At 64.8% G+C, this 20,026-nt stretch carries 24 protein-coding genes; 13 read left to right on the top strand and 11 right to left on the bottom strand.

All coding sequences use genetic code 11. The features are described from left to right. Positions 1–16: 16 nt before the first annotated feature. Positions 17–361 carry a DUF1491 family protein gene (locus IVB50_RS39660; RefSeq protein ID WP_018458488.1) on the top strand — a complete coding sequence of 115 codons (345 nt, stop codon included), beginning with the start codon at positions 17–19 and terminating at the stop codon, positions 359–361. On the opposite strand, the gene IVB50_RS39655 is transcribed toward IVB50_RS39660, so the two are convergent. Then, positions 358–1,344, bottom strand: a complete 987-nt coding sequence (locus IVB50_RS39655) for a DUF2336 domain-containing protein (protein ID WP_018458489.1) — start codon at positions 1,342–1,344, stop codon at positions 358–360. The genes IVB50_RS39660 and IVB50_RS39655 overlap by 4 nt on opposite strands. A gap of 253 nt (positions 1,345–1,597) precedes the next feature. Here IVB50_RS39655 and IVB50_RS39650 point away from each other — a divergent pair, with 253 nt between their 5' ends. Continuing rightward, positions 1,598–1,786, top strand: a complete 189-nt coding sequence (locus IVB50_RS39650) for a hypothetical protein (RefSeq protein ID WP_018458490.1) — start codon at positions 1,598–1,600, stop codon at positions 1,784–1,786. Positions 1,787–1,801: 15 nt separating this feature from the next. After that, on the top strand, positions 1,802–2,563 hold the full coding sequence (locus IVB50_RS39645; RefSeq protein WP_018458491.1) for a hypothetical protein: 762 nt from the start codon (positions 1,802–1,804) through the stop codon (positions 2,561–2,563). Here the strand turns inward: IVB50_RS39645 and IVB50_RS39640 are convergent. Further along, complete coding sequence (locus IVB50_RS39640) at positions 2,560–3,417, bottom strand: LysR family transcriptional regulator (RefSeq protein WP_018458492.1); 858 nt, start codon at positions 3,415–3,417, stop codon at positions 2,560–2,562. The two genes, IVB50_RS39645 and IVB50_RS39640, sit on opposite strands and share 4 nt — an antisense overlap. Positions 3,418–3,512: 95 nt before the next feature. Between IVB50_RS39640 and IVB50_RS39635 the strand changes: the two genes are divergently transcribed. Then, positions 3,513–4,340 carry an MBL fold metallo-hydrolase gene (locus IVB50_RS39635; RefSeq protein ID WP_026233595.1) on the top strand — a complete coding sequence of 276 codons (828 nt, stop codon included), beginning with the start codon at positions 3,513–3,515 and terminating at the stop codon, positions 4,338–4,340. A 9-nt stretch (positions 4,341–4,349) separates the two neighbouring features. On the opposite strand, the gene IVB50_RS39630 is transcribed toward IVB50_RS39635, so the two are convergent. The 3 genes from IVB50_RS39630 to IVB50_RS39620 form a co-directional block, all read right to left on the bottom strand. Beyond that, positions 4,350–4,943 carry an amino acid synthesis family protein gene (locus IVB50_RS39630; RefSeq protein WP_018458494.1) on the bottom strand — a complete coding sequence of 198 codons (594 nt, stop codon included), beginning with the start codon at positions 4,941–4,943 and terminating at the stop codon, positions 4,350–4,352. Between the two features lie 9 nt (positions 4,944–4,952). Then, positions 4,953–5,816 carry a fumarylacetoacetate hydrolase family protein gene (locus IVB50_RS39625; RefSeq protein ID WP_018458495.1) on the bottom strand — a complete coding sequence of 288 codons (864 nt, stop codon included), beginning with the start codon at positions 5,814–5,816 and terminating at the stop codon, positions 4,953–4,955. A 93-nt stretch (positions 5,817–5,909) separates the two neighbouring features. Further along, a complete protein-coding gene (locus IVB50_RS39620; RefSeq protein ID WP_018458496.1) occupies positions 5,910–6,611 on the bottom strand; it encodes an FCD domain-containing protein in 702 nt (233 codons plus the stop codon). 112 nt (positions 6,612–6,723) lie between these two features. Here IVB50_RS39620 and IVB50_RS39615 point away from each other — a divergent pair, with 112 nt between their 5' ends. From IVB50_RS39615 to IVB50_RS39600, 4 genes are all read left to right on the top strand, one after another. Further along, positions 6,724–7,716 (top strand): zinc-dependent alcohol dehydrogenase family protein, encoded by a 993-nt coding sequence (locus IVB50_RS39615; protein ID WP_247300175.1) that lies wholly within the window; start codon positions 6,724–6,726, stop codon positions 7,714–7,716. A gap of 16 nt (positions 7,717–7,732) precedes the next feature. Continuing rightward, entirely contained in the window at positions 7,733–8,638 is a 906-nt protein-coding gene (locus IVB50_RS39610) for a VOC family protein (RefSeq protein WP_018458498.1), read from the top strand. A 75-nt stretch (positions 8,639–8,713) separates the two neighbouring features. Further along, positions 8,714–9,691, top strand: coding sequence for a tripartite tricarboxylate transporter substrate binding protein (locus tag IVB50_RS39605; protein ID WP_026233596.1), 978 nt, complete (start codon positions 8,714–8,716; stop codon positions 9,689–9,691). Positions 9,692–9,868: 177 nt separating this feature from the next. Continuing rightward, positions 9,869–11,248 (top strand): carbohydrate porin, encoded by a 1,380-nt coding sequence (locus IVB50_RS39600; RefSeq protein ID WP_247300314.1) that lies wholly within the window; start codon positions 9,869–9,871, stop codon positions 11,246–11,248. A gap of 34 nt (positions 11,249–11,282) precedes the next feature. On the opposite strand, the gene arsC is transcribed toward IVB50_RS39600, so the two are convergent. From arsC to IVB50_RS39585, 3 genes are read right to left on the bottom strand one after another with little or no spacing between them, the layout of a single operon-like run. Next, complete coding sequence (arsC, locus tag IVB50_RS39595) at positions 11,283–11,684, bottom strand: arsenate reductase (glutaredoxin) (protein WP_018458501.1); 402 nt, start codon at positions 11,682–11,684, stop codon at positions 11,283–11,285. Beyond that, positions 11,681–12,385, bottom strand: coding sequence for an MIP/aquaporin family protein (locus IVB50_RS39590; RefSeq protein ID WP_018458502.1), 705 nt, complete (start codon positions 12,383–12,385; stop codon positions 11,681–11,683). The genes arsC and IVB50_RS39590 overlap by 4 nt, the downstream gene beginning before the upstream one ends. Further along, positions 12,378–12,740, bottom strand: coding sequence for a metalloregulator ArsR/SmtB family transcription factor (locus IVB50_RS39585; protein ID WP_018458503.1), 363 nt, complete (start codon positions 12,738–12,740; stop codon positions 12,378–12,380). Before IVB50_RS39585 ends, IVB50_RS39590 begins: the two co-directional genes overlap by 8 nt. Positions 12,741–12,869: 129 nt before the next feature. On the opposite strand from IVB50_RS39585, the gene IVB50_RS39580 reads away from it, so the two are divergent. The 3 genes from IVB50_RS39580 to IVB50_RS39570 all read left to right on the top strand — a co-directional run bounded on the left by IVB50_RS39580 (position 12,870) and on the right by IVB50_RS39570 (position 15,902). Beyond that, positions 12,870–13,187 (top strand): helix-turn-helix domain-containing protein, encoded by a 318-nt coding sequence (locus tag IVB50_RS39580; protein ID WP_018458504.1) that lies wholly within the window; start codon positions 12,870–12,872, stop codon positions 13,185–13,187. 50 nt (positions 13,188–13,237) lie between these two features. Then, positions 13,238–14,605, top strand: coding sequence for an NAD(P)-binding domain-containing protein (locus tag IVB50_RS39575; RefSeq protein WP_018458505.1), 1,368 nt, complete (start codon positions 13,238–13,240; stop codon positions 14,603–14,605). Between the two features lie 115 nt (positions 14,606–14,720). Continuing rightward, on the top strand, positions 14,721–15,902 hold the full coding sequence (locus tag IVB50_RS39570; RefSeq protein WP_018458506.1) for an MFS transporter: 1,182 nt from the start codon (positions 14,721–14,723) through the stop codon (positions 15,900–15,902). A gap of 12 nt (positions 15,903–15,914) precedes the next feature. Here the strand turns inward: IVB50_RS39570 and fetB are convergent, their stop codons facing one another. Genes fetB through IVB50_RS39555 form a run of 3 tightly spaced genes read right to left on the bottom strand, consistent with a single transcriptional unit; the run spans position 15,915 to position 18,345 of the window. Continuing rightward, positions 15,915–16,715 carry an iron export ABC transporter permease subunit FetB gene (fetB, locus tag IVB50_RS39565; RefSeq protein WP_018458507.1) on the bottom strand — a complete coding sequence of 267 codons (801 nt, stop codon included), beginning with the start codon at positions 16,713–16,715 and terminating at the stop codon, positions 15,915–15,917. Beyond that, entirely contained in the window at positions 16,712–17,308 is a 597-nt protein-coding gene (locus IVB50_RS39560) for an ABC transporter ATP-binding protein (protein WP_018458508.1), read from the bottom strand. The genes fetB and IVB50_RS39560 overlap by 4 nt, the downstream gene beginning before the upstream one ends. Beyond that, a complete protein-coding gene (locus IVB50_RS39555) occupies positions 17,302–18,345 on the bottom strand; it encodes a Cj0069 family protein (RefSeq protein WP_026233598.1) in 1,044 nt (347 codons plus the stop codon). The genes IVB50_RS39560 and IVB50_RS39555 overlap by 7 nt, the downstream gene beginning before the upstream one ends. Before the next feature lie 481 nt (positions 18,346–18,826). On the opposite strand from IVB50_RS39555, the gene IVB50_RS39550 reads away from it, so the two are divergent. Beyond that, positions 18,827–19,060, top strand: a complete 234-nt coding sequence (locus tag IVB50_RS39550; RefSeq protein WP_026233600.1) for a hypothetical protein — start codon at positions 18,827–18,829, stop codon at positions 19,058–19,060. Positions 19,061–19,076: 16 nt separating this feature from the next. Next, positions 19,077–19,985, top strand: coding sequence for a DUF1259 domain-containing protein (locus IVB50_RS39545; protein WP_018458514.1), 909 nt, complete (start codon positions 19,077–19,079; stop codon positions 19,983–19,985). The last annotated feature ends 41 nt before the right edge of the window (positions 19,986–20,026 follow it).

Raw genomic sequence — 20,026 nt, 5'->3', positions numbered from 1 at the left:
TCCTATCGTGCGCTCCATGCGTTTGAAATCAAATATCTGGGTCTCAGCCTATCTGCGCCGGTGCCAGACCGAGGGCGTGTACGGCGCGGTGCGGCGTCGCGGCGCGGAGGAGGCGGGTGCGGTGTTCGTGAAGGTCTCGCTGCTTGACGGCAATGCGATGCTCTATGTGCCGGCGCCGCAGACCTCTTATGACGACGGTCGGCCGGTCGATCGCTTCTTTGTGCCGCTTGCGCCGCAACCGATGCCGGAGCCCGCGGTGGAGGAGCGCCTGACCAAGGAAATCCGCTTCGACTCCGATATCTGGATCGTCGAGACCGAAGACCGCGCCGGGCGGCATTTTCTCGAGCTGGCGAAGGCCTAACGATCCGATCCGTCAGTCCCTGTCCGCACCGCGGGCGCGGAGCCGGGCTGCACGCCCGGGCGCGTCTGGCTTGCGCCCACACGTGCGCGCTGGCGCTCGCTGTCATGCAGCGAGGGCTGGTACTTTGCGCGGGTGACGGCGAGCGTCGAGCCGCGCCAGGCGGCCAGCATCACCAGCGCCGCGCGATCGCTGAGGCGATCGTAAAGACGCGACAGCCGGTACACGTCGGTCACGGAGTTGCCGATCTCCGGCTTGAAGAACAGCAGGATACGCTGGAACACCGGGCTCGGCATGTCGAGCGCGCGCGCGGCGACTGCGAGCGCTTCGCCGCTTGCATCGTCGACGATCTGGGCTGCGACGCGCGAGGGCAGGATCAGGCTGTCGCCGAGCTCGGAGGTGAAATTCTCGACATCGCCCGCGATCGCCGCCATCTCGAGGATCTGGATCGCGCGCTTGGCGCGCACGATCGGAATCCGCGGCGCCGCCTTCAGCGGGGTCTGCGCCAGATTGTGCAGGATCAGCGCGCGCTCGGGGGCGCCGGCGCGGAAGAACATGTCGTGGATATCGGCCGCGTCCGTTGGCTGCATTGCCATGTTCGAGGCCATGCGCAGCTCGGCGTCGCTTGGCGTGCGAACCGGCAAGGGGGCAGGAGGGGGAGCAGAGGCGGGCGCCGGGGTTTCGCGCGCGAGCGGAACCCTGCGGCCCTCCTGCGCGGCCGACAGTCCGAGCTTCTGCATGATCGGGGCGGGCGTCGACGGATAGATCGCAAGCCGCGCCTTGACGGCCGCGCGCGTCGCGTCGTCGACCTGGTCGATCAGTCGTGTGGCGAGCTCGACGAACTGGCGCTGCTCGTCGTCGCTGTGGGTGCTCGACTGGACATAGAGGTCGGTCAGCACGCGCAGCAGCGTCGGACGAACATCGACGCCTTCGCGACGGGAGAGGGTCATCAGCCCGTCGAATCCTGGAAACAACGACTTGGTCATGGAGAGATACGCGACCTGGAAGAGATACTCGCCGGAGCCTATCGCGGGCTCCTTTAAAGGCTCGTTAAGGAAAACGAGGCGTGAAGCCGAACGCCTGCTTTGAAGCGTTCTCGTGCCGCAACGGGACGGTGGGTCCCGCCCGTGCGGTTACGGTGCCGCCGGCACGTTTACACCCCGTTAACCATGAACTGATCTTAATGATCCCCATGTTGCAGAGGCGCGCCGGGTCGCGCGGCAATTGAAGAGAGCTGATATGGGGACCATCATCGAATTTCCGGCCGGTCGCCGGGTGGGCGCGTCGGTGGACGTGGCTCCGCGCGCGGACATGGGCACGATTTTGATCCTTCCCGTGATCCGCATCGAGCGCGAGAGCGACGAAACCAGCGGCGATCACGGGCCGGAGCAGGGCACAGCGCCGGGGCGCCGTCGTCGTCGCCGTTAGCCTTCGGACTTTGCAATGCCGGAGAACCTCCGTCAGATCCGGCCCATCGTAACGGCCCTCATGCTCGCAGTGCTGGGCGCGACGCTTGCCGCCTGTAGTGGCGGCGATTTCGGCCGGACCCGTGCCGACATGCGCAGCGACGACATGCATCGCTGGCTGGGCGCGGAAGTCACCTCCAGCGTTGGCCTGAAGCCATCCCAATTCCAGCTCACCGACGAGGAGCGCCAGCTTCGCGACCTCGCCTATCCCCTGATCGAGCCGCCGCTGTCGCGGCCCGCCTGGAAGAGCGTGTTCGGCGACTACAAAGCGCTGCCCTCGCCCTGGCGGCAAACGATCGTGTTCGACCGCACCATGTATGGTCGCACGCTGATCGACGAGCCGCACCGTTCGCATTCTTCGCGCTATACGCAGTTGATGGAAGACGTGCGCAACGACATCACCCGCTTCGAGCCGTTCTTCGCCTCCGCGATCCGCGTCATCGACCTCGACAAGAAGCGCAATGCCAGCATGGCGCGCGTCTCCTCCCTCTCGCCGAAGGAGAAGGAGGACGCGGTCGAGCGCATGCAGGAGAATTCGCTGATCATCCAGTGGGTGCAGCAGTGCCTCGAGCAGCGCGTGTCGTCCTATCGCTGGGGTCTGGAGCGGCTGGTGATCCAGGCGCCCGACGGCATGGCCGCCGATGCCGACCGCCTGATCGGCGAACTCGCCGCCCAGACCGCCAACCCGCCGGTCGCGGCCCAGCCGCCCTACGGCCGTGCGGTCGTCTCGAAGGGTTAGGATTTTCCGCGGGCGCGCGATCGTTGCCCCGCGGGCTTGCGCCGCTGCTTCCGGAGCTTGCTGACAAGATCCTTCAGCGCATCCGGTAGCGGCACGGATGCGCGATAGGCGAGCCCGACCTCGCGCTTGACCTTGACCTCGATCTCGCGCACCGCGACATCCGGATTGCCGCGCGCTACGCCTTCCGGGACGATGGCGATGCCAACGCCGGCTGCGACCAGCGCCATGGCCCAATCCTCTGATTGCGCGATCGCCGCGGTCTGTCGGGCCTGCGGGTTGCGGCGGAAGAACTCGCTTTGCTCGCAATGGCAGCGGTCGATCAAGGGGACGCCGGCGAGATCGGCGGTGCGAAGCTTCTCCTTCAGGGCCAGCGGATGCGACGGCGGCAGCGCTGCGACATAGCGCTCACTCCACAGCGCCACGAAATGTTCGTCAGCGCGCAGCACGCTCTTGGAGATGATCCGCGCGTCGGCGCGCTCGTCGCTGCCGACGAGGCGGAGTGCGATGTCGGCGCGCGCCGTCAGCGGCTTGAGCAGTGCGATCGTCCGGGGCACGTCGAGCGTGCGCATCAGGCCGAGCGTCACATTGGTTTTGGTGCTCGGTCTCCTGAACAGGCTGCGCGCCGCGTCGGTCTCGTCGATGATGCGGCGGGCGAGCGTGTGAAACTGCTCGGCCGAGGCGGTTGGCGCGACGCCCTTCTTGTGCCGGATGAACAGCGTGGTGCCGAGCTCGGCCTCCAGATGGGTGATCGCGGTGGAGATCGACGGCTGCGAAACGAAGCAGACGCGCGCCGCCGCGGTCAGGTTGCGCTCGCGGTAGACGGCGGCGAAGTAGCGGAGTTCGCGTATGTCCATAGGATATGCCTAGAGATATTATCAATATTCGATATTTTACCTATGGATCTAACGATGACAAGAACGCTCTGCTCACAACAGGCAGGGAACGCGCGATGAAAATTCACCATCTCAACACCGGCACGATGTGCCCGATGGGGCGGCGCCTCGTGAACGGCACCGGCAGCCTGTTCCAGCGCGCCCGCATGGTCTGCCATTGCCTGCTAGTGGAGACCAATGACGGGCTCGCCCTGGTCGATACCGGCATTGGACTTGGCGATATCGCAACGCCCGATCGGCTGGGACGACGATGGCTGCGGCAGACCGCGCCAAGGCTCGATCCGGCGGAGACGGCGGTGCAACAGGTGAAGGCACTCGGCTATTCCCCCAAGGACGTGCGCCATGTGCTGCTGACCCATCTCGACCGCGATCACGCTGGCGGCGTGCCGGACTTCCCGCATGCCGCGATCCATGTCCATCGCGCCGAATACGACATGGCGGTGCAGCGCAAGCCGGCGCCGCCGGAAGGGCGCTATGTCACCGGGCAGTGGAGCCATGGACCGAGCTGGACATTCTATGGCGAAGCCGGCGAAGACTGGTTCGGTTTCAAGGGCGTGCGCGCCCTCGGCGACGCAGAGGCGGACATCCTGATGATCCCGCTCGCCGGCCATACGCTCGGCCATTGCGGTATCGCGGTGCGATCAGGCGACAAATGGCTGCTGCACGCCGGCGACAGCTATTTCCATCACGGCCAGCTCGACGCATCGCCCCGCATGCCGCTGGTGCTGGGCTATTTCCAGCGTCGCGCCGACATGGACCGCGGCATGCGGATCGCCAACCAGGTGCGACTGCGCGCGCTGAAGCTGAACCACGGCGAACGCGTCACGATCGTCAACAGCCATGATCCCGTCGATTACGAGCGTTGCCGCTGCAACGCGCATTGATCGCGCCCGTCAGCGCTGTCCGTCGTGCGCGGAGATCGCGGATGCCGCGAGGCCTCCGATGCGCGCGTGAGGCCGGCCGCCGGTCGCCATCACGAGCCCGAAGGCGATCTCGTCGCGCCGTGGTGAATCCCACAGCGTCATCTCCGCGGTGCCGAAATGGCTGCGGACATAGGCGGCGTGGATGTGCCCGAGCGGAACCATGAGCCGCGTGCCCGGACCGCCGATGGTCTTCGCCGCCGGAACGATCGCCTTGGGCTGACCGAGCACCTCGCGCATGCCCTGACCGCCGGCCTCGTGCCAGACCGCGCCGTGCTCGAGCTCGCCGTCCTCGCCGACGATGATGCCCTTGCCATAGGCTTCGATCTGCGCGGCGCCGCCGAGCTGCGCGATCAGCCGTGTTGCGAGCTCGCGCCCGAGTTCGCGCAAGGATGCCTGAAACGGCATCAGGTCGGGTTCGAAGCGGCCCGCGAAAGGATTGCGGATCACCGCAATGGCCGTCCCGACCAGCAGAGGCTTCTCCAGCCGGGGACCGCGCTCGTGCCAGGTGGTCTCGACGCTAAGCGCGGTCTTGCGGATGTCATGGGACACGTCTTGAGACGACATGCGCAGGCGCTATGCTTCGTCGACGACGGGATTGCGCAGCACGCCGATGTTCTCGATCTCGACCTCGACCACATCGCCGGGCGTGAGGAAAACAGGCGGCTTGCGAGTGAAGCCGACGCCGGCCGGCGTGCCGGTGGCGATGACGTCGCCGGGGACGAGGTCGAAGATGGTCGAGCTGTACTCGATCAGCCGCGGAATCGAGAAGATCAGCATCGAGGTGTCGGACGACTGCACCACCGCGCCGTTGACGCGCGTCTCGAGCTTCAATTTGGTGGGATCGCCGATCTCGTCCGGCGTCACCAGCCATGGTCCGAACGGGCCGGTGCCGACGAAGTTCTTGCCGGAGGCGATCTGCTGGGCGTGACGCTGCCAGTCGCGCACGCTGACGTCGTTGTAGATCGAATAGCCTGCCACGTGATCCCAGGCGTCGGCCTGGCTGATGTGACGGCCGCTCTTGCCGATGACCACGGCAAGCTCGCCCTCCCAGTCGAAATTGTCCGAGACTTTCGGCCGGATCACCGGCGCGTTGTGCGCGACCTGGGAGCGCCAGACCCGGAGGAAGATCGGCGGAAATTCCGTGATCTCGCGCTTCATCCCGAACGCCACGGCTTCATTGTGGTGGTCGAGATAATTGCGCACGGCGCAGACGATCTTCTCCGGACGCGGGATCACCGGCAGATATTTGACGTCACTGAGCGCCATTGTGGGCTTGTGCCCGGCGACGATGGCCTCGCGCCGCGCATAGTCGTCGCTGCCGAGGAAGTCCGCGAGAACAGGATACTGGGGCAGGGCGCGACCGAGATCCACCACGCCATTCTCGGCAACGGCGCCCCAGCTCTCCCGATTCCCATCCAAGAACGACAGCAGCTTCATGGTACGCCTCAAAGGTTGGCATTTTCGATCTTGCCTATTATTTTCGAAAATCAGGCGAGGCGCAAGCCCGCGGCGATAAAAAGCCGTTGCCGCCTATTCGGTATCGAGCAGATGCGCGGCGTAGGTCGCCACGTTGTCGGCGGTCGTGCGGATATGCGCCTCGATCAGCTGCACCGCGAGATCCGGATTGCGCGAGATGGCGGCTTGCATGATCGCCTGGTGCTCGCCGGCCTTGTCGCGCGGGCGGGGGCGGAAATTGGCCGAAAGGTGCCGATAGCGCTCGGCGCGATCGAACAGATCGGCGCGAATGGCGAGGAGTGTCGCGGAGCCGCAGGCGGACACCAGCGCCTGGTGGAATTGGCGGTGGGCGATCTTCCATTCGGGATCGCGCAGGGGATGTTCCGGATCGCGCTGCTCGATTCGCTTCAATCTGTGCAGGGTCGAGATGACGGCGATTTCCCAGTCGTCGTCGCCCCGCTCGATCGCGCGGCGGATCAATTCCACCTCGATCAGCACCCGGGCATCGGTGACTTCCACCAGGTCCTGGCGGCTGACCGGCGCCACCCGAAATCCGCGCTGCTCCTGCGCGTCGACCAGGCCTTCGGCGGTAAGCGCCGTCAGCGCCTCGCGCAGCGTCGTGAAACTTACGCCGAATCGTTCGCGCAGGACGTCGAATCGCAGCGGCTCGCCCGGCGCCAGGCCGCAGGCAATGATCTCCTCGCGCAGCCGATGGGTGATGTCGGCGGCAACGGTCTTGCCGAATTCCTTGCGGGAGCGAATGGCGCTTTCGGACATGATTTCTGTCATTTGAATCGATGGCTCAACATGCCGCGCCAACGACCATCTTGCAATAATTTTCGTAAACGGTATGATTTTCGAAAATATAGCTGGGGAGGCGTGTGACATCATGAGAGCGGTGCTGGTGCGTCAGCCGGGTGGGCCGGATGCACTCGAGTTGGTTGAGCTTCCGGTGCCTGTGCCCGGACCAGGCCAGGTGCAGATTCGCGCCGAAGCGTTCGGCGTTGGGCAGCCCGATGTGCTGATCCGGCGTGGCGTCTACAAATGGATGCCGCCACTGCCGGCCAATCCGGGCAACGACGTCGCCGGCCGCATCGCCGCGCTCGGGTCCGGCGTCGAGGGGCTTGCGATCGGCCAGAAGGTGCTGCTGAGCGCACGCGACCTGTCGCAGCGCGGCGGCTGCTACGCCGACTATGTGGTCGCGCCTGCGGACGCCATTCATGTGCTGCCCGACAATGTCGATCTGCAGGCGGCCGTGTGCCTGTCGAACTACCAGGTCGCTTACGCGCTGCTGCACGAGTGCCGCCATCCGCGCGCACCGGCGAGCGTGCTGGTGATCGGGGCGGCGGGTGGTGTCGGCACCGCGCTGGTACAGCTTGCCAAGCTCGCACAGATGAATGTCATCGGCACGGTCTCCACCGAGGAGAAGGCCGCATTCGCGCGGGGCAACGGCGCCGATGAGATCATCTTCTACCGCCGCGAAGACGTGGTGGCGCGGGCCCGCGAGCTGACCAAGGGCGAGGGCGTCGGCCTCGTGCTCGATCACGTCTGTGGGCCTGAGTTCACCGGCTATCTCGGCGCGCTCGGCAAATGGGGGACGCTGCTGTCGTACAACGCCTTCGCCGGGTTGCCGGAAGAAAACCTGATGGCGGCGATGCGCGACCATCTCGACATCTGCCCGGCGATACGCTGCTTCTCCTTTCATATCTACGACCACGATCGCGACGGGCGTCGCGCGCTCATGCGCAATGTGATTGACGCGCTGAGCCGCAATGCGATCAAGCCGGCGATCTCGGCGGTCCTGAAGCTCGACGAGGTCAGGCAGGCCCACACGCTGCTCGAGCAGGGCTCCGCGCTCGGCAAGATCATCATGACGCCATGAGGGGGTGGATCGCACAATGACGACACAAGCACCCATTGCACGCTTCACCCGGCTCCGGCACGCGAGCTTTGCCTCGCCAGATCCCGAGCGGTTGCTCGACTATTACCGCGCCGCGATCGGTCTTGGCCTCGTCGGCCGCGACGGCAACCGCATCTTCCTCGCCAACGATGCCGAGCAGCTTTCGCTGGTGATCGAACCCGGCCACGCGGCGCTGACGAGCATCGCCTTCGAGATAGCTCCCGATGTCCAGATCGAGACGCTCGGCGCGGCGCTGAAGCAGGCCGATCTGCGGCCCGAACTTCAGAGCGATCCCCTGCCTGGCGTTTCCAGGCTGCTGTCGTTCAGCGATCCCGAAGGAACGCGCTTCGAGTTGATCCAGGGCTGGACGCCGACGCCCGCGCAGGAGCGGATCGGAGCGCTTGCCGTCAGCAAGATCGGCCATGTCGCGCTTGCTACGCCCGATCCGCGCGCGGCCTCGGAGTTCTACGCGAACATGATGGGCCTGCGCGTCTCCGACTGGATCGAGGATCGCTTCGTGTTCATGCGCAGCGGCTTCGAACATCACACGCTGAACTTCGCCCGCGCGCCCGTCCGTGGCCTGCATCATGTCGCGTTCGAGCTGCGTGGTGCCGCCCACATGCACGAGGCCTGCGATCATCTCGCGCGGCACAAGCTGCCGGTTCTCTGGGGGCCAGTGCGTCATGGCCCCGGGCACAACACCGCGATCTACCACCGCAATCCCGACGGGCATGTGGTCGAGCTGTTCTTCGATCTCGACCGCATGACCGACGAGGCGCTCGGCTATTTCGAGCCGCGTCCCTGGCATCGCGATCGACCGCAGCGGCCAAAAGTCTGGGTCGGCCTGCCGCGCGACGTCTGGGGCATGCCGCCATCGCCTGAATGCACGGAGTTCGCCCGCTAGCGGATCAAACGCGAGTTGAAGAAACGCCGCCTCGTCGCGGCCAACGATAGAACAACCAAAAGGGAGGACGCATCCATGCAACGGATGAAGCGGCTTGCTGCGGCGATTTTTCTGTTTGGCGGTTTTTTCGCAACCACTTCGGCGTCGGCGGAGAATTATCCGTCGCGCCCGATCCGGCTGTTGCATGGATTTGCCGCCGGCGGCGCGGCCGACACGCTGTCGCGCATCATCGCCGACGGGCTCTCGAAAAAGCTCGGGCAGCCGATCATTGTCGAGGCCAAGCCGGGCGCCGGCGGCAACATCGCCGCGGATGCCATCGCGAAGGCGGCGCCCGACGGCTACACGATCGGGCTCGTCACCGGCGCTCACGCCATTTCCGCGGCGACCTACAAGAGCCTCGCCTACCAGCCGGCCGAGAGCTTCGAGATGATCTCGACGCTGGTCTATTACGCGCTCGTCATTGCCGTGCGTAGCGACTATCCGGCAAAATCGCTGGGCGAGCTCGTCGCCATGGCAAAGCAGAAGCCCGGTGCGCTCAGCTTTGGATCGGTCGGTTTCGGCAGCACGCACCATCTTGCAGGAGAGCTGTTGAACGCAGCCGCCGGCGTCGAGATCGTGCACGTGCCCTATCGCGGCGATTCCCAATCCGTCACCGCGCTGCTCGGCGGAGAGGTTCCGGTGATCGTCGGCACGCCGGTCCTGCTCGCCCCGCAGATCCAGGCCGGTGCGATCCGCGGCCTGGCGGTGACCTCGCCGACGCGCACCGCATTGTTGCCCGACGTGCCGACCGTTCAGGAAGCCGGGATCAAGGGATATGACGTGCGCACCTGGGCCGGCCTGCTGGCCCCGAAGGGAACGCCGCCCGGCATCATCGCCGCACTCAATGCGGCGACGCTGGATGCACTCAGGGATCCCGACCTCAAGCAGCGCCTGGAGACCGCCGTCGGCGGCGAGGTTCGCGGCAGCTCGCCGGAGGAGATGAAGACGCTGATCGAGACCGAGATCAGCAAATGGATCGGCGTGGTGGAGCGGGCGAAGATCCCGAAGATCTGATGGTCGAAGTGCAAAAGTGAACATAGTACCGCCTCGCGCATGCGGTAGTTAACAGCGCGCGAATCGGATTTCCGCGCCGGCGCACATTGTTCGACGGCCCGCTTGAATGTCGGGCAGCGGCGTGCGTCATTGATCGCTCGGGAGGTGAGCGTGGCCGCCAGAGCAATCAGGTATTCGATGCGGGCGTTGATCGTTGCGGCTTGCCTGGTCGCGGCTGCCCAGTCCGCGGCTCAGGAAGACAAGAAAACCGACGACGACAAGCCTGCCGATCCCGATACAGGCGAGAGCACCATCGAGGAGAAAACGCTCGGGCTGCTGCCGAACCCCTGGCAAAAGTACGGGGTGAAGTTTGCGGCCACCTATATCGGCGAGGTGCTCGGAAATCCGACCGGCGGTCTGAAGAAAGGTGCGGTCTACGAAGGCAGGCTCAATCTCGCCGTCGATCTGGATTTCGAAAAACTCGTCGGCATCGACAAGCTGACCTTTCACGCCAACATGTTTCAGATCCACGGCGAAGGCCTCTCGCGCTCGAATCTGCAGAATTTCTTCGTCGTCAGCGGGATCGAAGCGTTGCCCTCGACGCGACTCTACGAGGTCTATTTCGAGAAGCAGTGGGGCGACAAGAAACTATCGCTGAAGCTCGGGCAGCTGGCGGCCGACAGCGAGTTCTTCAATACCAAGTACACGGATGTGTTCACCAACGCCTCGATGGGTTGGCCGGCGATCACGTCGCTTGCTTTGCCAAGCGGCGGGCCGTCGCCGCCCTTGGCGGCCGTGGGCGCGCGCCTCCTGTGGAACGTGACGGACCAGTTGTCCGTCCTTGGCGCGATTTTCGACGGCGACCAGGCCGGGCCCGGTTCCGGCGATCCGCAGGAGCGTAACCGGTATGGCGTCAATTTCCGGGTCAACGATCCGCCGCTTCTGCTCGGCCAGGTTCAATATGCCTGGAATAACAGGAAGGGTGACCCGAACTTGACCGGCCAGTTCAAGGTCGGTGGCTGGCGTCATTTCGGATCGTTCGGGGATCAGCGCTTCGCATCCAACGGCGTCTCGCTGGCCGCGCCAACGAGCAGCGGGGAACCGCGGCTCTTGTCGGGCGATATTGGAGCCTGGGCGGTCTTCGAGCAGCAGATTTATCGGGTGCCGAACAGCGACGATCGCGGCATCGGCATTTTCGCACGCGTGTCCGGCGCGCCGGCTGACCGCAATCTGGTCGATGTCTATGCAGATGGCGGCGTCGAGCTCATCGGGCTCAGCAATGCACGCCCCGACGACAAGTTCGGCATTGCCGCCGGGTATGCGCATGTCTCAAAACGGGCCCAGACGCTCGACGCCGATTATGCCAGGTTCGTCGATCCGCGCTGGCCGGTGCGAAGCTTCGAGGGGCTGCTCACGGCCGTCTATCAATACCAGATCAAGGATGGCTGGACCGTTCAGCCGAACTTTCAATACATCGTCCATCCCGGTGGCGGCGCGACGGCTCCGGCTAGTCCGCTGCCGGGACGGGCATTGCGCAATGCCTCGGTTTTCGGATTGCGCACGACCCTGAAATTTTAAGTCGAGGCAAACGCGAGTGAGGCCATGTCGGCAATCATCGCGCCTCGACCACCTCGCCATCCTCCTTCACGAACCGGCCGACGGGATTGTCCAGGAGATCGATGACGGCTTCCGAGGGCCGGCACAAGCGTGTGCCCTTGGGCGTCACCACGATTGGACGGTTGATCAGGATGGGGTGCGCGAGCATCTGGTCGATCAGCTCGTCGTCCGACCATTTGGGGTCGTGGAGGCCGAGCTCCTTGTAGGGCGTGCCTTTTTCCCGCAGCAGCGCGCGAACGGAGATGCCGAGGGCCTTGACGAGCTCGACGAGCTTTTCGCGCGACGGCGGCGTCTTCAGATATTCGATCACGTCGGGCTCGACGCCGCTTTGCCGGATCATCGCCAGCGTGTTGCGCGAGGTGCCGCAGGCGGGGTTGTGATAGATCGTGACGCTCATAAGGTAGTCTCCGCGATTGGGATGGGGCCTCGCGCCTGGGGCGGTCCGAGCAGCCAGTTCATCAACAGCATGGCGGCAAAGGCTCCGCAGAGCTCCGCGAGAATGAATCCGGGCAGGTCGGTGGGACGTATGCCCGCGAACGTGTTGGTCAATGACCTCGCGATAGCCACGGCCGGATTGGCGAACGAGGTCGAGGCCGTGAACCAATAGGCCGCCGTGATGTACAGGCCGACCAGCCAGGGGACGGCCGCCCGCTGGAAACGGATGCCCGCGACGATCGTCGCGACCAGACCGAAGGCGGCGACGGCTTCGGCGAACCATTGCGGTCCCCCGGTTCGCACCTTCGCCGAGAAATCGAGCAGCGGCAGCCCGAACATCAGATGCGCCGCCATCGTTCCCGCGATGCCGCCGGCAATCTGCGCGACGACGTAAAGTGCGGCGTCGTTCACCGGTAGCTCGCGCTTGCCGGTGAAGACCAGCGTGACGGCCGGATTGAAGTGCGCGCCGGAGATCGGTCCGAGCACGGTGATCAGGACGACCAGAATGGCGCCGGTCGGCAACGTGTTGCAGAGAAGCGCAAGCGCGACATCCTTGGTCAGCGTCTCCGCCATGATGCCGGAGCCGACCACGGTGGCGACGAGAATGCCCGTGCCGAGCGCCTCGGCCGCGAGGCGGCGCGGAAGATCGAATTGATCAGGCACGGCTCCGCTCCCTTCGTCTCGGCTTGCAGCAGGCTTGCAGGGTTTCGACGACCGGCTCGCAAACTTCCGGCCGCCCGCCGCAGCAATCCCGCAGCAGGAAGACCGCAACGTCGCGGAATTCGGTGAGGTTGGCGCGGTAGACGATCGAACGGCTGTGCCGCTCGGAGGTGACGAGGCGCGCGCGCGTCAGGATCGACAGATGGGCAGATAGCGTGTTCGATGGGACTTCCAGCAGGCGGGCGAGATCGCCCGCCGCAAGGCCATCGGGCTCGTGCCGGACAAGCGTTCGGAACGCCTCCAGTCGGGTCGGCTGGGACAGCGCGGCGAGCGCCAGGACGGCTTCTTCTGTTTCCATATATCCAGACTTATGGAACTAATTGGAACGCGTCAATCCGGAATTCCATGGTGGGCGACCGAATAGTTATTTCGAATATTCTAGAAATATGGTTTGACAGTTGACATCGGCAGGCGCATCGTGGCGGCCATGAAGATCGACGACGCAGCAGCACGCCTCGAAGCTTTGGGTAACCGGACGCGACTCCAGATCTACCGGGCCCTGGTCCGGGCCGGGCACTCCGGCATGCCCGTCGGTCGCTTGCAGGACAAGCTGAAGGTACCGGCGTCGACCCTGTCGCATCACATCAAGACCCTGGTCTCGGTCGGGCTCGTCAGCCAGGTCCGGGAATCGACGACTCTGATTTGCCACGCAAACTTCGACGCGATGCGGGGTCTGGTCGATTTCCTGGCGGCGGAGTGCTGCGCAGACGAAGTCGGATGCAAGACGACGCAAACGGCGGCGTGATTTTTTTGGCTGATATTGTTCGATGATTCTAGAAGTATGGGAGAAGCCGAATGAACGCTAAGACGGTCGCCATCATCGGGGCAGGGCCTGTCGGACTCGCAGCAGCTGCGCACGTCCTGGAGCGTGGCATGTCACCCATCGTTCTGGAGGCAGGATCCGAAGCGGGGCACGCGGTGCGCCAGTGGCAGCAGGTCCAGCTCTTCTCGCCGTGGGAGTACAATGTCGACAAGGCCGCCGCGCGCCTGCTCGCGCCGACGGGATGGAATTCGCCGGACCCGAGCGCCTATCCGACCGGCGGCGAGCTGATCGATCGATATCTGACGCCGCTTGCGACGCGAACGCCATTGCGCGAGGTGATCCGGACATCCAGCCGTGTCTCCGCTATCAGCCGCGTCGGCTTCGACAAGGCGAAGACGAAGGGGCGTGAGCTGGCCCCTTTCGAAATCCGCTACCAGAACGGCAAGGGCCCCGAAGTGCTGCGCGCCGATGCGGTGATCGACACATCAGGTACATGGTTCTCGCCCAATCCTGCCGGAGGTAATGGTCTGCCCGCGATCGGCGAGCGTGAATGCGCTGGCCACATCGCCTACGGCATGCCCGATGTCCGGGGGGCCGGTCGCGCCAGATATGCCGGGAGGACCGTTGCGGTGCTCGGCGCTGGCCACTCCGCGGTGGGCACACTGATCGATCTCGTGCATCTCGCGGGCGAGGCGCCGGGGACGCAAGCTATCTGGCTGTTGCGCGCCGCCGATCCCGCCAAGGCGTTTGGTGGCGGCCGGAATGACAAGCTCGCTGCACGCGGAGAGCTCGGCAGTGCGTTCGCTGCGCTCGTTGCCTCCGGCAAGATCAGGGTGGAAACCGAATTCGGCGTCACGCATCTGGCTGAGACCGAGGGCCGCCTCGAGATCGCGGCCGGCTCGGGTTGCAGCGGACGGAGCGTGATCGTGGACGAGCTGATCGTCTCGACGGGCTTTCGTCCCGATTTTTCGTTCCTGTCCGAATTGCGCCTGCGGCTCGATCCCGCTATCGAGGCGCCGGTCGCCCTGGCGCCGCTGATCGATCCTAACGAGCACAGCTGCGGCACCGTGCGCCCGCACGGCGCCCGCGAGCTCGCGCACGAAGAGCCGGGCTTCTACATGGCGGGCATGAAGTCGTATGGTCGCGCGCCAACCTTTCTCATGATGACAGGATATGAGCAGGTGCGCTCGATTGCGGCCGATCTCGCCGGCGACAAGAAAGCCGCCGCAAGGGTGGAGCTCGTGCTACCGGAGACCGGCGTCTGCACGCGCGGCGGCGTCGAAGCCGCCGGCGCCGTATCAGGATGTTGCGGTGGGCCGGCGAAGCAGGAATCAACGGCCTGTTGCGCCGCCGACGAAGCAGCAAAGAAGGCCGGCGCTTCGGGGTGCGGTTGTTTATGAAGTCGGTTCTTGCAGCTGATGCCGGAGAGTTATCCATTGTGGTTCGTGCGCCGTTTCGGCGTGGGGGCGGGAGGACAGCATTCGTAACTTGAGCGGCCGGTCTCTGATCGCGGTGATGTGCATCGGCCAGGTCGGCAATCTGCTGCCGCACGTGACGCTATCCGCCAATCTGGCGCAGCATCTGATGCCGACGTGGGGCCTCTCGGCGGCCGAAGGCGGCTTGATGGCGAGCGGTTACGCGTTCGGCTACATGCTCGCCGTGCCCGTGCTGACGACATTGACCGACCGGATCGACGCACGGCTCGTCCTGCTCTGGGGTTCGATCGTCAGCGGGCTGGCGACCGCAGCGTTCGGAATCTTCGCGCAAGGGTTTTGGTCCGCGACCGCGATCTGGTCCCTGGCAGGGCTTGGATTTGCCGGCGCCTACATGCCGGGCCTGAAGGCGCTGACGGATCGGCTTCCCGCCGGCGATAGTTCACGCGCCGTCACGCTATACACGTCGAGCTTCTCGGTCGGCGTCGGTCTCTCGTTCCTGGTCGCGCAGCTGATCGCCGACCGTTGGGGATGGCGGACCGCCTTTCTTGTCACCGGCTTCGGTCCGATCGCGATGGTCGTCGCGTGCCTTCTGATGCAGGAGCAGCGGCCCGCGCCGAAGGCGGGGCGTCTGCTCAACTTCGCGCCCGTCTTCGCCAATCGCGAGGCGCTCGGATACATCTTCGGCTACGGCGCCCATTGCTTCGAGCTCTACGGCATCCGCACCTGGCTGGTCGGGTTTTGGACCTTCGTCGTCGCCCATCAAGGCGCCCCGTCGTGGTTGAGCCCCGTCGTGCTGAGCTTCTGCTTTGCGGTGATCTCGATGCCGGCCAGCATCCTCGGCAACGAGGCCGCGCTGAAATTCGGGCGCCATCGCGCGATCACGGTCGTGATGATCGCGTCGGCTTGCGTCGCGCTGGTCATCGGCCTCAACGCGACAGCGCCGGCATGGGTGCTGGCACTGCTGCTGCTCGTCTATGGCCTGACCGTGCCGGCGGATTCGGGCGCATTGACCGCCGGCATGTCGGCCGCGGCTGTGTCCGAACATCGCGGCGCGACCCTGGCTCTGCATTCGACGGTCGGCTTCGGCCTGTCGGCGGTCGGCGCCTGGGGCACCGGCGCCGCCCTCGATGCAGCCGGCGGCCCGCAGAGCGCGACCGGCTGGCTCTTGGCGTTCAGCGTCCTCGCGGTCGGGATTGCACTGGGGCCGCTGGCGCTGCTGTGGGCGCGGAAGGTGCAGCCTGGTGGGGCGAAGTCGATATGAGGTCGCGCAATTCTACTCGGCGGTGGAAAATCGATCGAGGCGCAATCGATGCCGATGATCGGTCAGAAGGCGAGCGCCTCCCGTCACGGCGGCGAGCGTCCCCAATCCCGTCCCGCCGGCGATCAAGAACATGATCAAGAGTTGATACTTGACGGCGTCGATCGGTTCGACGCCTGCAAGGATTTGACCGGTCATCATCCCCGGCAAAGAGACAAGGCCGATCGCAGCCATGCTGTTCATGATTGGCGTGAAGCCGCTTCTCAATGCGTCCCGCAGGACCGGCAGCAACGCCTGATACCGGGTACCGCCAAGAGCAAGGCAAGCTTCGACGGCGGCTCGTTCGCGCACCAGTGTATTCGTCAGCACGTCCAGGCCCAGGCTTATTCCCGTCATGGTGTTGCCCAGGATCATGCCCAACAATGGCAGCGCATAGCGCGGATGATACCACGGATCCGGACGTAGCTCCGTCAGGAGCGCGAACATCGTGACGGTACCGGCCGCCAGCAGCATGCATCCCGCTCCTAAGCCATAGCTCCAGATACCCGGCAGGCGTCGCTTTTGCCGAGCGACGATTTCCCGTGACGCGAAGAGAACCATGATGACGGCGGCGAGGGCGGTCCAGAGCGGCGAGACCGCGGCAAACAGGAACGTCAATACGTATCCAACGAGCACCAGCTGAAGCACCATCCGCACGGTGGCGATGGCCAGCTGCTTTTCAAGCTTGAGGCGGAGAGCGAGCGAGAGAGCGCCGTCCATGACGACAAGGAGCGCGGGCAGAACCAAATCGCCGTATGCCAAGTGAATGTAATTCACGGCCGATTGTCCTCGATCCCGCCGTCGGCATTCATCACAATGACCCTCGACCCGACGCGGCAGGCCTGGGCGTTGTCGTGAGTGCTCCAGACGACACTCGTTCCGTTCGAAATGCGTTCCGCGATCAAAGATTCCACTGCCGCCGTCGATGCCGAATCGAGGGCCGATGTCGGCTCGTCCAGGAGAAGAACCCGCGACCGCAGCATCAGCGCCCGCACTAGCCCCAGCCGTTGTCGCTCGCCGGTCGACAGTCTTTGGACCGGCCAGGGACCGCAACTGCACGGCAACCCCAGTCTCATGACCAGCGGTAAGGCATCATCCCAGCAGCTGAAGTGATCTTGCACGATGTCTGACCACCAGCCCGGCTCGGCAGCGAGGTAGGTCACCCGCTTGCGCCAAGCCGGAGCGGGCATGGCCTCCCTGAGCGTTCCGTCCAGTTCGACCATTCCTTCGTTGGGATCGAGGTCCGCGATCGAGCGAAGGAGCTGGGTCTTCCCGGCGCCAGAAGGCCCTTGCAGGGCGACGCATTCGCCGTCCTGCAAGTCGAATGAAACGGAGAGGTGCAAGCGCTTGAGCGCGCGGACCGTCAGCATGTGTCAAAGCTTCGCCGGAGCCGATCGGCAACTCGCCTCGCGATCTCCGCCGGCGCCTCGTCCGGATAAGGATGCACCGAGCTGACATTGATCTCGCCGAGGACATAGCTGTCGGTCCCGTCGGGAAGGACCGGACCAAGCATGAAGTCGGCGTCCCAAATCGCAGGCAGGTCAAGTCGCGCAATATCCAGCAACGACGTCAGCTGGGGCGTCCACTCGTCTTCCATCAACCGACGCAGCCGCTGGAAACGCGGCTCTGCGTTCGAGGTGTAGAGGCGCGGTCCGGCCTCGGAACGGGCGGCCGGCGAGTCGACCAGGGCTTTGACCTTGTGATAGCCGAAGCCGGCACAGCGATCGCCCGCCATGTAGCAACGCACCACGCCTTCGCTTAAGCGAGGCTGGAATGGTTGGTCGATCACGCTGCCGTTCTCGAAATACTCCGCGCAACGACGGAGAAAATCATCCAGCGTCAGTTCCTCGGGCGCGTCTTTCGTCGCGTCCAGCACCTTTATCATGGAGGAGGTCGGCAGACTCTCGACCTTCCAGACGCCTTGGCCGCCATTGCCCCGGTTGCGCTTGATCACGCGCGGACCAGCGGCGAGCCGTGTCGGCAACTCGGCGCGCATGGCCTCGGCGCTTTGATATAACGCCGTGTCGCATCCCCAGCCCATCGAGCGGGTACGATAGAGTACCTCCTTGGTGCCCATCTTGAGGATGACATCGGGATGAGCGCTGACCCACACGCCCTGAGCCGCGACGTCTCGCAGCAATGCGTCGAGACCAGCGCGATCTCGACGGTCTTGAATGGGGTTGACCCAGACCAGCACGCCGTCAATCGCGAGCAATTGTTCACGAACGTCCTCGGCGAAGCTTTCATCATAGATCGCCGGCTGGGCTTCAATGCCGACGGCGGCGAGTGCTTCGAAGACGTGTACGAAGCGGCTTTTTTGCGCCGTCGCATCCCGCCGCGCGGCAGCGTCTCCGCGTGAGAGGATGGCGACGGTGTGTCGATGAGAAGGGTGTCGTTCGATGTCCATGCGCAAGCTCCACGAATGGCGTGCTGCGCAGAGCTTGGACCGAGGCCTCACGGGGAGTCTGCTTTGTCCCCACGCAAAGGACACTAGCGGGGCCGTCCGCGAGTTTCAAGACATGGCTGGCGCGGTTCCGCGGAGCGGTGAATTCTTTGTGACGTTCGTCGGCGACTTCGGTGGGCCGCCCGAAGCCTACGCCCGTTGACAGCCGCCGCCCTCGGGTTTTTACTTGGGGTTCGGGGATGTGCGATCTCCCCGTGAGGCGACATGCCCAAGCATCGCGTCCTGATCACCAAGGGCGCACCATGTCATCATACTTTCCTCGATTGCATCCAGCAGACTGGCTCGATTTCTCGGCACGGCGTCCGCGCCGGTCGCATCGCTGTGCGCATTGATGCCCGCGGCCTGTTGCGCCGTGTTGGCACCGAGTAGGGGAAGATCGCGAAACGGACTTCACTTGGGGCAGGACAAGACCAGGAGAATGATCATGCGAACACGAGCAATCTTCCGCACGGTCCTGTTGCTTGCGATCGCGGGCGTGCTGTCGAGCGCGCACGCTCTGACACAGGAGGAGTTGGTCGCCAAGATCCAGGCGGCCGGCTACGCGCAAGTCAGCGATATCAAGTCGACGGCTGAAGGCGTCACCGCCAAGGCGGTGAAGAACGGCAAGGCGGTGACGCTGGTCGTCGACAGCAGTGGTCGGGTTAAAGAGCGAAACTAAGCCGAGGAGTAGCACGATGAAAAGAATCATCTGGGCCGTGGTCGGCATTGGCGTCTGCCTTCTTGCATTTCGCTTCGGCCCCTTCATCCCGGCATATGCCCAGGATGCCGACTGGCAGAAGGTGGACGAGACCCTGGGCCGCAAGCCCGCCGTCTCGGACGACGTCCGCCGTTTCGGCTTTCCCCGCACCGATCTCTCCGTGACATTGGACGGCGTCGCGATCAAGCCGGCGCTGGCGCTCGGTGGCTGGATCGCGTTCAAGCCTGCGCATGGCGGCGCCATGGTCATGGGCGATCTTGTGCTGCTCGAAACCGAGATCAATCCGGTGATGGCGAAGATGATCGCGAGCGGGCTCGAGATCACCGCCGTGCACAATCATCTGCTGCGTGCGAGCCCGGCGACGTTCTACATGCACGTCGCCGGACATGGCGACCCGGTCAAGCTGGCCGCGGCGATCCATGATGCCCTGGCCGAAAGCAAGACCCCGCTGACGGTCACGGCGCCGGCGAATCCGCCGCCCGCCATCGACCTCGACACGGCGAAGCTCGACCAGATCATCGGCGTCAAGGGGCAGGCGAACGGCGGCGTCTACCAGTTCAACGTGAAGCGGCGCGACCCCATCACGGAGGACGGCATGCTGTTGACGCCCGTCGCCGCCATGGGTGTCGCAATCGCCATCAACTTCCAGCCGACGGGCGCGGGTAGGGCGGCCATCACGGGCGACTTCGTGCTGACCAGCGACGAAGTGAACCAGGTCATCCTCGCGCTTCGGACGCACGGCATCGAGGTGACCGCGCTGCACAGCCACATGCTGGACGAACAGCCTCGGCTCTTCTTCATGCACTTCTGGGCCAACGACGATGCCGTCAAGCTTGCCGAAGGCCTCCGCGCGGCGCTCGACAAGACGGCGAGCACGAAGAGCTGATGCGAGGCGGGAGCTGCGCGCGAAGAGGTTCGGTGAAATGC

Source organism: Bradyrhizobium sp. 87 (assembly GCF_023073015.1).
GTDB lineage: Bacteria > Pseudomonadota > Alphaproteobacteria > Rhizobiales > Xanthobacteraceae > Bradyrhizobium > Bradyrhizobium canariense_D.
Note: the sequence above shows the minus strand (reverse complement) of the source record. Positions and strands in the feature narration are given on the sequence as shown.

What these genes read in the sequence shown, in the direction of transcription:
- IVB50_RS39575 (WP_018458505.1), top strand. Translation starts at nt 13,238, where the DNA reads ATGAACGCTAAGACGGTCGCCATCATCGGGGCAGGGCCTGTCGGACTC.
- IVB50_RS39645 (WP_018458491.1), top strand. Translation starts at nt 1,802, where the DNA reads ATGCCGGAGAACCTCCGTCAGATCCGGCCCATCGTAACGGCCCTCATG.
- IVB50_RS39600 (WP_247300314.1), top strand. Translation starts at nt 9,869, where the DNA reads ATGCGGGCGTTGATCGTTGCGGCTTGCCTGGTCGCGGCTGCCCAGTCC.
- IVB50_RS39655 (WP_018458489.1), bottom strand. Translation starts at nt 1,344, where the DNA reads ATGACCAAGTCGTTGTTTCCAGGATTCGACGGGCTGATGACCCTCTCC.
- IVB50_RS39570 (WP_018458506.1), top strand. Translation starts at nt 14,721, where the DNA reads ATGTGCATCGGCCAGGTCGGCAATCTGCTGCCGCACGTGACGCTATCC.
- IVB50_RS39640 (WP_018458492.1), bottom strand. Translation starts at nt 3,417, where the DNA reads ATGGACATACGCGAACTCCGCTACTTCGCCGCCGTCTACCGCGAGCGC.
- IVB50_RS39620 (WP_018458496.1), bottom strand. Translation starts at nt 6,611, where the DNA reads ATGTCCGAAAGCGCCATTCGCTCCCGCAAGGAATTCGGCAAGACCGTT.
- IVB50_RS39615 (WP_247300175.1), top strand. Translation starts at nt 6,724, where the DNA reads ATGAGAGCGGTGCTGGTGCGTCAGCCGGGTGGGCCGGATGCACTCGAG.
- IVB50_RS39555 (WP_026233598.1), bottom strand. Translation starts at nt 18,345, where the DNA reads ATGGACATCGAACGACACCCTTCTCATCGACACACCGTCGCCATCCTC.
- IVB50_RS39635 (WP_026233595.1), top strand. Translation starts at nt 3,513, where the DNA reads ATGAAAATTCACCATCTCAACACCGGCACGATGTGCCCGATGGGGCGG.
- IVB50_RS39610 (WP_018458498.1), top strand. Translation starts at nt 7,733, where the DNA reads ATGACGACACAAGCACCCATTGCACGCTTCACCCGGCTCCGGCACGCG.
- IVB50_RS39585 (WP_018458503.1), bottom strand. Translation starts at nt 12,740, where the DNA reads ATGGAAACAGAAGAAGCCGTCCTGGCGCTCGCCGCGCTGTCCCAGCCG.
- IVB50_RS39650 (WP_018458490.1), top strand. Translation starts at nt 1,598, where the DNA reads ATGGGGACCATCATCGAATTTCCGGCCGGTCGCCGGGTGGGCGCGTCG.
- IVB50_RS39560 (WP_018458508.1), bottom strand. Translation starts at nt 17,308, where the DNA reads ATGCTGACGGTCCGCGCGCTCAAGCGCTTGCACCTCTCCGTTTCATTC.
- IVB50_RS39605 (WP_026233596.1), top strand. Translation starts at nt 8,714, where the DNA reads ATGCAACGGATGAAGCGGCTTGCTGCGGCGATTTTTCTGTTTGGCGGT.
- IVB50_RS39625 (WP_018458495.1), bottom strand. Translation starts at nt 5,816, where the DNA reads ATGAAGCTGCTGTCGTTCTTGGATGGGAATCGGGAGAGCTGGGGCGCC.
- IVB50_RS39630 (WP_018458494.1), bottom strand. Translation starts at nt 4,943, where the DNA reads ATGTCGTCTCAAGACGTGTCCCATGACATCCGCAAGACCGCGCTTAGC.
- IVB50_RS39550 (WP_026233600.1), top strand. Translation starts at nt 18,827, where the DNA reads ATGCGAACACGAGCAATCTTCCGCACGGTCCTGTTGCTTGCGATCGCG.
- IVB50_RS39545 (WP_018458514.1), top strand. Translation starts at nt 19,077, where the DNA reads ATGAAAAGAATCATCTGGGCCGTGGTCGGCATTGGCGTCTGCCTTCTT.
- arsC (WP_018458501.1), bottom strand. Translation starts at nt 11,684, where the DNA reads ATGAGCGTCACGATCTATCACAACCCCGCCTGCGGCACCTCGCGCAAC.
- IVB50_RS39580 (WP_018458504.1), top strand. Translation starts at nt 12,870, where the DNA reads ATGAAGATCGACGACGCAGCAGCACGCCTCGAAGCTTTGGGTAACCGG.
- IVB50_RS39660 (WP_018458488.1), top strand. Translation starts at nt 17, where the DNA reads ATGCGTTTGAAATCAAATATCTGGGTCTCAGCCTATCTGCGCCGGTGC.